Annotated in this window: 13 protein-coding genes; 5 read left to right on the top strand and 8 right to left on the bottom strand. The window is 46.6% G+C overall.

What is annotated here, in order from left to right; genetic code table 11:
- Positions 1 to 10: 10 nt before the first annotated feature.
- Both LZG94_RS10415 and LZG94_RS10410 read right to left on the bottom strand, forming a co-directional pair.
- On the bottom strand, positions 11 to 244 hold the full coding sequence (locus LZG94_RS10415; protein WP_233791830.1) for a hypothetical protein: 234 nt from the start codon (positions 242 to 244) through the stop codon (positions 11 to 13).
- A 78-nt stretch (positions 245 to 322) separates the two neighbouring features.
- Positions 323 to 952, bottom strand: a complete 630-nt coding sequence (locus LZG94_RS10410) for a pyridoxamine 5'-phosphate oxidase family protein (RefSeq protein WP_233791829.1) — start codon at positions 950 to 952, stop codon at positions 323 to 325.
- A 164-nt stretch (positions 953 to 1116) separates the two neighbouring features.
- Here LZG94_RS10410 and LZG94_RS10405 point away from each other — a divergent pair, with 164 nt between their 5' ends.
- Together LZG94_RS10405 and LZG94_RS10400 are read left to right on the top strand one after the other, a co-directional pair.
- Positions 1117 to 2490, top strand: coding sequence for a PLP-dependent aminotransferase family protein (locus LZG94_RS10405; RefSeq protein ID WP_310589863.1), 1374 nt, complete (start codon positions 1117 to 1119; stop codon positions 2488 to 2490).
- A 25-nt stretch (positions 2491 to 2515) separates the two neighbouring features.
- Positions 2516 to 3730, top strand: a complete 1215-nt coding sequence (locus LZG94_RS10400) for an MFS transporter (protein WP_233791828.1) — start codon at positions 2516 to 2518, stop codon at positions 3728 to 3730.
- Here the strand turns inward: LZG94_RS10400 and LZG94_RS10395 are convergent.
- On the bottom strand, positions 3701 to 4084 hold the full coding sequence (locus LZG94_RS10395) for a helix-turn-helix transcriptional regulator (protein WP_255700630.1): 384 nt from the start codon (positions 4082 to 4084) through the stop codon (positions 3701 to 3703). The two genes, LZG94_RS10400 and LZG94_RS10395, sit on opposite strands and share 30 nt — an antisense overlap.
- Before the next feature lie 115 nt (positions 4085 to 4199).
- Between LZG94_RS10395 and LZG94_RS10390 the strand changes: the two genes are divergently transcribed.
- Complete coding sequence (locus tag LZG94_RS10390) at positions 4200 to 4478, top strand: hypothetical protein (protein WP_233791826.1); 279 nt, start codon at positions 4200 to 4202, stop codon at positions 4476 to 4478.
- Positions 4479 to 4500: 22 nt separating this feature from the next.
- On the opposite strand, the gene LZG94_RS10385 is transcribed toward LZG94_RS10390, so the two are convergent.
- Positions 4501 to 6489: a heavy metal translocating P-type ATPase gene (locus LZG94_RS10385; protein WP_233791825.1), complete on the bottom strand. Its 1989-nt coding sequence runs from the start codon at positions 6487 to 6489 to the stop codon at positions 4501 to 4503.
- Positions 6490 to 6737: 248 nt separating this feature from the next.
- Between LZG94_RS10385 and LZG94_RS10380 the strand changes: the two genes are divergently transcribed.
- Entirely contained in the window at positions 6738 to 7241 is a 504-nt protein-coding gene (locus LZG94_RS10380; protein WP_233791824.1) for a hypothetical protein, read from the top strand.
- Positions 7238 to 9037, top strand: a complete 1800-nt coding sequence (locus LZG94_RS10375) for a M64 family metallopeptidase (RefSeq protein WP_233791823.1) — start codon at positions 7238 to 7240, stop codon at positions 9035 to 9037. The genes LZG94_RS10380 and LZG94_RS10375 overlap by 4 nt, the downstream gene beginning before the upstream one ends.
- Positions 9038 to 9096: 59 nt before the next feature.
- On the opposite strand, the gene LZG94_RS10370 is transcribed toward LZG94_RS10375, so the two are convergent.
- From LZG94_RS10370 to LZG94_RS10355, 4 genes are all read right to left on the bottom strand, one after another.
- A complete protein-coding gene (locus tag LZG94_RS10370) occupies positions 9097 to 9393 on the bottom strand; it encodes a hypothetical protein (RefSeq protein ID WP_215233317.1) in 297 nt (98 codons plus the stop codon).
- 5 nt (positions 9394 to 9398) lie between these two features.
- Positions 9399 to 10163 (bottom strand): ParA family protein, encoded by a 765-nt coding sequence (locus LZG94_RS10365; RefSeq protein WP_233791822.1) that lies wholly within the window; start codon positions 10161 to 10163, stop codon positions 9399 to 9401.
- 322 nt (positions 10164 to 10485) lie between these two features.
- Positions 10486 to 11739 (bottom strand): MFS transporter, encoded by a 1254-nt coding sequence (locus LZG94_RS10360; protein WP_233791821.1) that lies wholly within the window; start codon positions 11737 to 11739, stop codon positions 10486 to 10488.
- Positions 11740 to 11749: 10 nt separating this feature from the next.
- The gene (locus LZG94_RS10355; protein WP_233791820.1) at positions 11750 to 11989 is read right to left on the bottom strand and encodes a hypothetical protein; all 240 of its coding nucleotides are present in this window, start codon (positions 11987 to 11989) and stop codon (positions 11750 to 11752) included.
- Positions 11990 to 12004: the final 15 nt, after the last annotated feature.

The raw sequence follows: 12004 nt of genomic DNA, 5'->3' as shown, positions 1-12004 counted from the left end.
GCATTTTCAGTTATACCAAAACAGCACTATCACGTTCGTATTGATTGTCGTCGGGCAACGCGGAATAGGACAGTGAAATTCGTTTGCCGGTATTCTCAGCCAATTCGAGCAGTGCAAAAAGTCTTTCTTCTCCTTCTATCCGTAGCGCCTGGTACAATATGTTGCCATAGTGAAACTCCTGGGAACCAAGTCCTTTTGCCAATGCAATCAGTTGATAATGGTCAAAAATTTCCTTTCCTGTCATGGCGTGCAACATTTGAATTAAATCCGGCATCTCATTTTTGTCGAATAGATGTTAGGTTCACCCAGAAGGTTGCATGGACTATTGCAAATGTGCCGGAAGCGGGATTCCTTTACTTGTGTCGTCAGGAATAGCTTGCAGCCGCTGCACAGGAATCGGTATTAGCCCCGACCAGATCGGAAGTTCCAGATCTTCTTCTTCATCCTTTGGCATTCCGCTTCTGACCTTTGCCGAAGCTTCTTCAATAGGGAATGCGAGCGCGGTTGTTTTCAATACTTCACTTTTCTTCATTGGTCGCAAATATGACCAGCTATTCGGAACAATTTTGTTTGTAAGCCACTCGAAGGCAGCAGCTTTCGTTTCAAAGTCTTCGATTTTTTCTGCATTCGAGAAAATCGTGACGGATCTGTAATTTACTGAGTGACTAAATGCAGATTTCGCTACGACCAAAGCGTCGGTCAGCATGACGGAAATACAAACCGGAATGCCCTTTTCGATTTCCCGGATAAAATGGCTCCCGACGGATCCGTGAATGTAAATTTTGTCCTCGTACCGAACAAAAGCCGTCGGAATTGCGAACGGACGCTCGTCCACGATGAAGCTGATTGTACAAAAAAGTGCTTCGTCAAGGATGGAATAGATCGTTTCCTGATCGTAATGCGCTCTTTTAGGCAACCGGCTCGGAATAAGATGGGAAGGTATATTTTTCATGACATTTTTTTTCTCCAAAAATCTCTCTTAATTGGATGGTATAAATGATCCATTTCATAAAATTTTAATAGTCCAATTATAGGCGTGTTATCTTCCCTGATCACCATTGAGAAATCTGGAAAAGGAGCGGTCTATTTGCAAATTGCAATCAGTTGGTTGCATTGGTGAGGGCAGGTACATTACAGCCGGGGCATAAGCTGCTCAGCACCAGGCAACTTGCGACAAATTTAAAAGTGCATCGTCGGACAGTTGTGCAGGCTTATGATGAACTCCTCGCGCAGGGCTGGCTTGAAAGTCACACCGGTCGTGGTACATTTGTCACAAAGCATTTACCTGATATGCGGCCTGCGTCCGGCGGAACGCGTTCAACAGTTTTACCACAATCCAAAAAAGAAGCCGGATTCAGATTCGAAAAGTTTTCCCATTTAAATCGGCCCGTTTTAAAACCAGTTAACCGACTACACCTCGATGATGGATTTCCCGATCCCAGACTCGCGCCGAGAGCCGATTTGGCGAGGGCTTACCGAAGCCAATTGTTGCAGGGCAACGCATATTTGCGGCTGGGATATGGTGAAGCGAAGGGTTCTGCCTGGCTGCGGCAGGAGCTTTCTTCCCATTTGAATGAGACCCGTGGATTGACGACGACTGCGGATAATATCCTGATCACGAGGGGCGTAATTATGGGATTGCATTTGGTGAGTACACTGCTTCTTAAACCCGGCGATCATGTTGCGGTCGATTCACCGGGCTGGTTTAGCGCAACAATGAATTTTGTGCATGCAGGTGCAACTGTAAGTGAAATTCCGGTCGATGAATATGGACTGGATGTTTCGGCATTGGAAAAAGTGTGCGAGCAGAAGGCCGTACGAATGGTTTATGTGACTTCCCACCACCATTATCCGACCACAGTTGCACTCCGTGCCGACAGGCGGATTGCCTTATTACAGCTGGCGGCCAGATATAAATTCGCTGTTTTTGAAGACGATTATGACTACGATTTTCACTACCTAAGCAAGCCGCTGCTCCCGCTTGCAGGGGCGGATCCGCATCAGATGGTGCTCTATTGCGGATCTTTTACCAAAACGATATCCCCTGCGTTCCGAGTGGGGTACCTGGTTGGACCGGAAGATGTGATCGCCGAGTTGGCACTTTTGCGCAGGATCATCGACCGGCAGGGAGACCAGATGCTCGAAAACGCAATTGCCGAGTTACTGCAAACCGGTGTCATTCAGCGGCATTTGCGAAAGTCAGTGCGGGTTTACAAGCAGCGACGTGATCGCTTTTGCGATCTTTTAAAATCTCAGCTAAGAGATTCGGTGAGTTTTGAGGTGCCTGATGGAGGTATGGCAGTTTGGACTCGATTTGACCCGACTATTAATCTGACACAGCTCGCCTCGCGTGCGATTCGGGAAGATCTATACTTTTCTGATGCGACCAGTGAGATAGAAATGCGGAATAATGCGATCAGACTTGGATTTGCTTCATCGAATTTGGATGAACTGGAAGAAAGTGTTGCGATCATCAAAAAATTGTTGTGAGATTTGCAGCCTTAATTCATCACTAATGCCCAACGGGATTTTACAGAGCTATCGTATTGCATTCACCGGGCTGAGCAGGGAAACCTGGCTACTCAGCATTGTGATTCTCGTGAACCGCTGCGGTTATATGGCCGTACCTTTTATGAGTATGTATGTCACCCAAAATCTTCACCGAAGTGTCGCCGATGCGGGATTGATCATCACACTGTTCGGAGTGGGTTCGGTGGCGGGCGCAATGGCGGGTGGATATTTCACGGATAAATGGGGTTTTCGTCAAGTCCAGGTTATCAGCCTGATTATGAGTGGCGTATTTTTTATTCTGTTCAGTTTGGTGACTGACTTTACAGCTCTTTGCGGACTCGTAATCGTATTAAGTTTTTTTGTAGAAGCATTCAAACCGGCCAACAGCACAGCTATCGCCGCCTATTCGACGACTGCAAATCTTACCCGATCCTATGCCTTGAACCGGCTCGCTACAAACATTGGATTTGGTTTCGGAACGTCGGTTGGAGGAATACTGGCCGCGATCAATTATCACCTGCTGTTCTGGGTTGACGGTGTTGTGTATATGATAGCTGGGATACTGATCGTCATTCTTTTACCCAAGGCGAAGGTCAACCGGGAACGACAGAAGGATCAGGTTGACGAATTCCTGGGGAAATCGCCATGGAAAGACGGATTTTTTCTGAGGTTCCTTACTATGGTCACACTTTATATGGTATGCTTCTCAATCCTGTTCCGGCTGGTTCCTGTATATTGGAAGGAGCAAATGCATATTGGCGAGGCAACTATCGGTATGTTACTGGGAATGAATGGCTTGATCATTGCACTATTTGAAATGGTGCTCATCCAGAACTTGCGGGACCGGTGGCCCGATTCCGTGTATATTGTAGCGGGCGTGATTTTCAGTGCCCTTTCTTTCCTTGCGCTTGTAGTCCCGTTTGTATTGCCGATCGTACTCGCCGGTTTTGCGGTACTGCTTTTCACAATCGGCGAAATGCTCGCAATTCCCTACATAACTACTTTTGTAATGAATAGGGCAATGGATAGCAATCGGGGCAAGTATTCTGCTGCTTACTCTGTGGCTCAGGCGGTTGCGCAAATCGTAGGTCCTGCAACCGGTGGTATTGTGGCGGCGCACTGGGGCTATCAGCCGCTGTGGGCGGGGCTGATAGTCGTGAGTGTGTTTTGTGCTTTCGGTTTCCGAGTTTTATTCCTCAGGGAAACCAGGGTCGGTTGATTCACCGGATTCGGCCTGGCCTAGCGCCTTGTCGAGCTGCTCTTTCAGATCTTTAATCCGCTCTTCTTCCATTTCAAGCGCCTTTCTTTGCAGTTCGATGAGATCATCTTTCTTGACCATCACATAATTCTCTCTCGGTTCTTCAAACATCGGCGCTTCTCCCACGAGCTGGGCCACAGTCGCGTTTAAAACCTCTGCGAGCTTAATCGTCTCTTTCAGGGACGGGTCACTCTTGCCGGTCTCCCAGTGGGAGATGGTCTGCTTATCGCGCCTATCAATTTTTTTGGCCAGTTCATCCTGGTTCCATCCCATCAATTCCCGATATTTCCTAATTCTATCGCCTGTTACCGACATTATTTTGATAAACTTATATGAATTCTTGACTTTGTATTGATAATTATATACTTTTGTATATAGCAATTATCGTATTACGCAAAATACAAAATTAACACACACAACATCACATCAAATGGAGGAGCTGCAAGCACGAGTTTCCGAACAGGGTGGATTGTCCATCAAAGAGCGTCTTTTAGTGAGGTTCGTAAGATCCAGAAACATTGTCGGGAAGAACTGGCGGGGCGTACTCGCTGCCCAGGATCCGTTTTTTAACACCAAGTTGGGCGGGGATTACCTTACTTCCGTTGCGCAAGCTGTATCAGACAGCAGTCGTGGAAATGTGGACCGTATTGAGCGGGTTACTATCGCGCTCGAAAAGGTTGCGGGTATCCGATCAGTACCAATTGTTTAGCAGGTGGTAAATGAGTTTGGTTTCAGATTTTCTTTCCCTGAATCCTGAATGCATTGAGGATCGCTAGCAAAGCGACACCTACGTCGGCGAAAACCGCTTCCCAGAGTGTGGCGATTCCGCCTGCGCCCAGTAGCATTACTGCCATTTTCACACCCATTGCCAGGGAAATATTCTGGTACACCACGCTTCTGGTTACTTTGCCGGCGCGGATCGCAGATACGATTTTTGAGGGTTGGTCATTCTGGATCACAATATCGGCCGTTTCAATAGCCGCATCGGAACCGAGTGCACCCATTGCAATACCCGCATCCGCCAGTGCGATCACAGGCGCGTCGTTTACACCGTCGCCAACAAATGCAATTCGTTTGCCCTGGTCTTTCAGTTTTTGCACGATAGCGACCTTGTCTTCGGGGAGTAAGTCGCCATAACTTTGTGCAATTTGGAGTGTTTGGGCAATGTGCGACACCACCGCGGTTTTGTCTCCTGAAAGCATTATCGTCTCGATACCAAGCGATTTCAGGTCAGCCACAGTTTGTGCGGCGTCTTCTTTAATCTGATCGGCGATCATGAAATAGCCTGCATAAGCGCCGTCAATAGCAACTGCGACGATCGTCTCCAGGATATCTGCGAGGTTTGCGGGATATTGGATCAGGTATTTATCGAGCAGTTTTAAATTTCCTGCCAAAACCTTTTTCGTTCCTACGATCCCGGCCAATCCATGCCCGGCTATTTCCCTGACTTCCAGTGGTTTTTGAAGCTCCGCCGCATTTGCATAACTGACAACAGCTTTGGCGACCGGGTGGGTAGAATAGTTTTCGAGAGAAGCCGCCAGCTGAATAAATTCCTGTTTATCAAGCGTTGTTTCAACGTGCTGAACTGCAAAAACTCCTTTTGTAAGTGTACCCGTTTTGTCGGAAACGACCGTATCGATTTTTGTGATAACATCCAGAAAATTAGCGCCTTTCACCAAAATACCGTTTCGCGAAGCCAGGCCAATTCCGCCGAAATAACCTAGCGGAATGGAGATTGTAAGCGCGCAGGGACAAGCGATAACAAGGAAAACCATACCCCGGTAAAGCCATTGATCGAAATCATAATTGTTTACGAAGAAGTAGGGCAGGAGTATGATCAGTACGGAAAGCAAAAAAACGATCGGGGTATATATTTTTGCTAACCTGCTGATAAGCAATTGTGTAGGTGCTTTTCTGGCAGTCGCTTCCTGTACCATTTCCAGGATGCGGGACAGTTTTGAATCTTTAAACAAAGTAGTCACTGTAACTTCCACAGCCTGCTCTGTATTGATCATCCCCGCCAGCACTGTGTTACCTTTTGAAATCACATCCGGTCGTGGCTCGCCGGTTAATGCGGCTGTATTGAATGTGCCTGATTCTGAACTGAGCTTTCCGTCGAGCGCAACTTTTTCACCCGCTTTTACCAAGATTATTTCGCCAATTGCCACATTATCAGGACTAACCAGGCTATTTTGATGATCGCGGATTACAGTAACAGTGTCCGGACGAATATCGAGCAATGCTTTGATCGAGTTTTTGGATCTGCTTACCGCTATGTCCTGGAACAATTCGCCAATTTCATAAAATATCATGACCGCAACGCCCTCGCTGAATTCGCCGATATAGAATGCGCCCAGCGTCGCAATCGTCATTAATGTAAATTCATTGAAAAAATCGCCGCGTGCTATCCGACGAAAGGCGATTGCAATCGTTTTGTTACCGGCTAATAAATAGGCAGCGAGCATCAACGCGATCTCGACTGTCCGGTCTATTTTGATCTTAAAAATAAACGTAATCGCAAGTGTGGTCAGCAGGATCAGCAGGCTGAGCCAGAGCATCCACCGGGTTTTCAAAATGCTTGCTTCCCCACTATCCCCGTGATCATGGTCGTGATCGTGGTCGTGGTTATGATCGTTTGTTGCCTTCTGCTTGTGATCATCGTGGCCAGAACAGCAGTGGTCGGTATCGTGGTGAGTGGGGCTGGTTTCCTGAACTTTCATTGTCGTTGAATTACATTGCAAAGATAGGGCTGATAACCGTGCAACAGGGTTTCAGGTGCTGTAAATCAATCAATTGCACTATTGTTGCAACGCTTTTGGTCTGAATTCCAACCAAATACGCGGCAAAATTTTCCGGTTTCTGCGTGAGTTATTTAACGGTACCGAAATCTGGCACCACCGGCAGTAGTAACTATTCGTTTTTACTACTTAAAGATTTAATTTTACCAATGCCCCATTTTACTGGTTTCATGAATTTTAAACTGCTCTTTTACATTACTTTTTGTTTACTGTTCATGCATTTAGCCGCCTGCACGCCGCGCCAGTCCGCACTCGACTTAAATGACGTATTGCGCTTCGATGCCACCGTGGCTGACCAGATTCTGTTCCTGCAATTCAGGGTGAGTTTTGGTAAAAAGGGTGGGCAGGAGGAAGTCGGGCTCGTAAGTGCAGTCGCGGGAAACGGGAAATTGAAACCGTTTCGCGCGCCGGTGGAGTCGCCTTATAAAATTGAAGTTGTGCCGAGGTATAGCGTGAGTGCGCTTGAAACGGCGATGGTTTATCAGCACCCGCTGTTCCAGGAGGTTGAAGTTCACGATCCGTCGGGGGTTATTACCCGGAAAAAGAACTATGAAAAGGAGGGAGCATTCACGATGCGGATGCAGGCGGATCACAATATTGAGAAACTGGATATTTACAGCGTTACACCGGAAAGAGGAAAGATTAAGATATACACCCTTAAATTAAAACGATGAAAAAAACCTTTACCGCACTATTTTTCATTCTATGCGCAGCCCGGGCATTTGCTCAGGAGTTTCCGGTTGACACTTTATATAAAACCGGTCCGCTGGACAGCAGGATTAATGTGGTCATTCTCGGCGACGGATTTACAGAAGCTGAGATGCCAAAATTCAGAACGGAAGCGAAGAAGTTCGCCGATTTTTTACTGGAATATCAGCCTTACAACAGGTATAAGTCCTATTTCAATTTCTTCGCTATCCCGACTCCTTCCGAAGAAAGCGGCGTGAGCAACCCTGGAACCGCGCCGGATGCTTATCCTGATCAGCCTGTTGGCACGAAGAAAACGTATTATAGCGGCACTTTTGGCTCGACGATCCACCGACTGGTCACGATCAATTTTACTGCTGCCTATAATGTGCTCGCAGCCAATCTCCCGACCTACGATCTGATTGTCGTACTTATCAATACAACCTATTACGGTGGTTCGGGCGGCTCCATTGCGGTGCATACCCTGAACGAAAGCGCCAATACGATCGGCGCACACGAGATCGGGCACACATTTACTTCTTTGAACGATGAATACTGGGCTGGCCCGCAGTACGGCTGGGAGGCCGCTAATATGACGGAGGTTTCGAACCCGGCAGAAGTGAAATGGAAAAACTGGCTCGACTCGGAAGGAATAGGCGTTTACAAACATGGAAGCGACAGCGAGGCAGCCAGGTGGCACAAACCTGCAAATGGAAAGTGTCTGATGGAATATCTGAATCAGGAATTTTGTGTTGTGTGCAGGGAAGCGACTACGGAAAGGATACTCTCTATTGTGGATCCGGTGGGGAAGATCGAACCTGATACCAGCTCAGCCTTTCTGGTCAAAGAGGCAGCTTCTTTTAAGTTTGACTTACTAAGACCTGAGCCGAATTCGATGCAAATCGAATGGCAGCTCGACGGGCAGCCGCTGGCAAACGGGGTAGACGAAGTCATATTAAAGCCGGAAGATATTGCAGGTTCGGGCAAACTAACCGCGACAGTTTTCGACTCGACGCATTTGAGCCGTGCCGAAACAATGCAAATGGGACGAATCCGAACGCTCGAATGGAGGGTGCAATCTAATTCGCCGGCGGTATTCAAAATAATATCAGTAACTGATAGCTTATGTGCAGGCGGCTCCACGACATTAACAGCCTCGGGTTGCAGCGGCCCGGTAAGCTGGTCTACCGGGGTAAATGGAAATGCGATTATAGTTACGCCGGGCGCCACCACAACCTACACGGGCACTTGTCCGGCAAGCGAGAAAACCGCCACTGCGACTATCACCGTTTTACCGCTTCCCGAGGTGGTGGCATCGAATACCGGACCTTATTTTGAAGGCGCTGCGATTGAACTGAATGCAAGTGGCGAGGGTAAATTCTTTTGGGTAGGACCTGATAATTTCACTTCCACAGATCAGAAAGCGAATATACGAATTGCGAAAATCGCACACAGCGGGACTTATACAGTGAAGGTAACCAACCAATTCGGATGCAGCGATACTGCAAGTACGGTGGTGATCGTTGAGCCAATTTTGGGTACAAATAGCGATCCTGCACAGTGGGTGCGTGTTTCTCCTAATCCGGCAAGCGATTTCATTAATGTTACCACTAGCCTGAGCGGCGAGTCGGAGCTGACTATTTACAACATAGCCGGCAAAAAAATCAGGACAAAGGTTTTTACAAAAGAGACCGAAATGAAGCTGAATGTAACCGCGGGAATGTACGTGTATCGCCTCAGCAATGGCGGAAAGGAGATTTCAGGGAAGTTGCTCATCAAATAAGCTTAATTCCGAATTGATTAAAACAAAGAAAGTCTCCGATTATGGAGACTTTCTTTGTTTTAATCTGCAAGTGATTTAGGTTTTCTTCCGACTTTCGTCCGGTTGCGGATCTTGTCGGGGCGGGGACGGATCTCTTTATCCTGGAAATACAGCTTCAAAGATTCAAGGATGATATCTTTTTGGGTAAGCCCTTCCCAGTATCCATAATCTTTCATGTTTTCCATTAAAATGTAATCACAATCAAAGGTTACTTTGGTTGGCGCGCCCGCAATCACCTCTTCGGGTTGGTTTGGCTCTTCCTGGATATCATTTACCAATGGAAGTGGCGCAAACTCAAATTTCCTATCTTTTGCCATAAGTGTCAGTTATTAATTCGTTCCAGTATTTCTTTAGTTAGCTTGTAATAATCCTCGGCTCCGTTGCTGGCAGGAGCGTAATCGAATATGGTCATGCCGTTTGCCTGAGCTTCCGACAGTGCGATGTTATCGCGAATGTACGAATCCATAAATACTTCACCAAGTTGGTCCCTCGTTGCGTTGATCAGTTCGTGGCTGATCTTTTTCCTGATCTTAGGATTATAGCGTGTCGCAAACACGCCGCCCAGGTTGGTGCTCGGACTGATTTTCTTGATCTCTGCCGAGTAAACCAGAAAGTTTCTCAAACCTTCATAACTTAAAAACTCAGCCTGCAACGGAACATAATATTGGTGGCACGAAACCAGCGCAAGTCTTGTATTCCCGTATAGCGCGGGCGGGCAGTCGATGATCACAAAATCGTACAGGTCTTTCACTTTTTCCAGTGCAATTTTCAGGTTGAAAGGAAAAACGGGAGCCGATCTGATCGTGTCTTCCCTGTGTATCATTTCGGCTGATCCCGGCAAAACATCAATATCCCCAACACGCTTTACAATCTCGTCAAATTCATATTCTCCGGTGATGAACGAGCCACTGTCTTTCTTCAAGCCTGCGTGTGTGATTCCGAAGCTTTTGGTCAAACTGGCTTGCGCGTCCAGATCAATGACGAGCACTCTCGCATTTGCAAATTTGCTGAGACCCGCAGCAATGCTTTGAGCGGAAGTAGTTTTTCCTACACCACCTTTGTTGTTGACAATACTGATGATTTTCATTTAAAAGTATTATTAGTATAAAATGTTATCTGTATATTCCAAGTCTGATATGTAAATAAACAGAAAATATTTTTACCACTATTCCTTCCAAATAAAAAGTCTCATAAGTTTTTATCTGCCGTAAATGTATAAATCTTTTTAAAAGAATAATTAGTATAAAAAGATTTATTTTCGAAATATTTCACTCGGTTGCTCTTAACTATCTGAATTCAAGTCATTTGTTGTCTTGTATTGCGAAATAAAAAAGCCCGCCATTTTGGATGAGCGGGCTGATTTAATATTTGTGTTCTGAATTTTCGAACCGTAGATCTGGTCAGAAATTCTAGATCACCGCTTTCGATTCAATTACCGGAGCTGTTTTCTGAATTACGTACCTGTGAATACGATACATTAATAATCCAGTTATTATAATAGCGACCACGACCACATTTCCGAGCATTGGATAGTTTTCGAGGTAACCTGTCGCAGTTTCGGAAACAATATAGCCGGCGATCAAAGAAGCGATTCCGCCGGATATCTGCTGTACCGAAGAGTTAATCCCCATGAATGCGCCGCGGTCGTGCGGCTCGGGAACGGCGCTCATTAATGCAGAAGCTGAGATCATCCTGGCCGTAATGCCTACGAAAAGCAAAATGTTCAATATGATAATAATCCAAAGTGGGGTTACGCTGAGATTGCAATAGATCAGCGTCATTACACACGCAATTACCGAGCCCCAAAGGAACACCTGATACTTGCCAACCTTGTCGCTGAGCTTTCCGATGAGCGGACTGAATGCAAGCATACAAAGTCCGGTTACCATATATAAAGTTGGTAATTGTGCTTCCTGGATTCCCAGATTATTCACACCATATGCAGTTCCAAAAGGCATTAACATAAAGCCTCCTGTCGCGAGCATTGTCGTCGCCGCGAATCCTTGCAGATATTGCGGCTTTGAAATTGTCCTTCCCAAATGCTGGAATGCATTGCCCTGCGACTGGAATTTCAAATGGGCATTGATCGGCTTCATATAAGCGACGATCAGAATACCGACTATAATGCTCACACCGACGATCATCAGAAACGGAGCGTGCCAGCTGAATTCTTTGGCAAGGTAAAGTCCGATCGGAATGCCAAGTACCTGACTGCTCGCAAACGCCATTTGAACAAATCCCATCACGCGGCCGCGGACCTGGATCGGAAAAAGATCAGTGATAATCGCGAAACCAATAGAACCGATCACGCCTCCGAATAGCCCGGTGAAGATCCGCGCAAATAGTAGAAAGTGGTAGGTAGGCGCGATGCCGCACAAAAATGTACCAATTACAAAGCCGGTATAAAAGAAGAGTAGCAACTTTTTGCGGTCAAATTTGTCGGCAAAACCCGCTGTGAGCAGCCCGGCCGCTCCCGCACTGAATGCGTAAGCTGAAACAACCAGCCCAAACTGGCTCGTACTGATCGAAAGCTTGTCGAGTAAAATGTAGCCCAGCGGGGAGAGCACCATGAAATCCAGCACGACTGTGAATTGCAGGATCGCCAGCAGCGTAATAATAAATTTTTCGTAACCGGTGAATGCACCCGTCTTCTGTTCTGACATATATCTTGGTTTAGTCTGTTAATTCCTCGCACGCATAACCCGCCTGCTGCACAAGTGAAATCACCGGCCTGCAATCGGGCTGCCGGGCCTCTATGCGCAATACTTTGTCGATATCCGACAGGTCAATATTCCATTTTAATATTTCGGTCTGGCCGTCGAGCAAGTGTGCAATGGATTTTACGTGCCTCTTGCTGTTGATGTTAGTCCTGAAAATCAAGACAAATTCTTGTGTAAACTTTTCTTCATTCATAGCTATCGAGTTGAC

The organism is Dyadobacter sp. CY343 (genome assembly GCF_021390335.1).
In the GTDB taxonomy this organism is placed as follows: domain Bacteria; phylum Bacteroidota; class Bacteroidia; order Cytophagales; family Spirosomataceae; genus Dyadobacter.
Note: the sequence above shows the minus strand (reverse complement) of the source record. Positions and strands in the feature narration are given on the sequence as shown.

Bases quoted from the DNA above. Each gene is read 5' to 3' on its own strand.
- LZG94_RS10415 (WP_233791830.1), bottom strand. From the start codon at position 244: ATGACAGGAAAGGAAATTTTTGACCATTATCAACTGATTGCATTGGCA.
- LZG94_RS10410 (WP_233791829.1), bottom strand. From the start codon at position 952: ATGAAAAATATACCTTCCCATCTTATTCCGAGCCGGTTGCCTAAAAGA.
- LZG94_RS10400 (WP_233791828.1), top strand. From the start codon at position 2,516: ATGCCCAACGGGATTTTACAGAGCTATCGTATTGCATTCACCGGGCTG.
- LZG94_RS10395 (WP_255700630.1), bottom strand. From the start codon at position 4,084: ATGTCGGTAACAGGCGATAGAATTAGGAAATATCGGGAATTGATGGGA.
- LZG94_RS10390 (WP_233791826.1), top strand. From the start codon at position 4,200: ATGGAGGAGCTGCAAGCACGAGTTTCCGAACAGGGTGGATTGTCCATC.
- LZG94_RS10385 (WP_233791825.1), bottom strand. From the start codon at position 6,489: ATGAAAGTTCAGGAAACCAGCCCCACTCACCACGATACCGACCACTGC.
- LZG94_RS10380 (WP_233791824.1), top strand. From the start codon at position 6,738: ATGAATTTTAAACTGCTCTTTTACATTACTTTTTGTTTACTGTTCATG.
- LZG94_RS10375 (WP_233791823.1), top strand. From the start codon at position 7,238: ATGAAAAAAACCTTTACCGCACTATTTTTCATTCTATGCGCAGCCCGG.
- LZG94_RS10370 (WP_215233317.1), bottom strand. From the start codon at position 9,393: ATGGCAAAAGATAGGAAATTTGAGTTTGCGCCACTTCCATTGGTAAAT.
- LZG94_RS10365 (WP_233791822.1), bottom strand. From the start codon at position 10,163: ATGAAAATCATCAGTATTGTCAACAACAAAGGTGGTGTAGGAAAAACT.
- LZG94_RS10360 (WP_233791821.1), bottom strand. From the start codon at position 11,739: ATGTCAGAACAGAAGACGGGTGCATTCACCGGTTACGAAAAATTTATT.
- LZG94_RS10355 (WP_233791820.1), bottom strand. From the start codon at position 11,989: ATGAATGAAGAAAAGTTTACACAAGAATTTGTCTTGATTTTCAGGACT.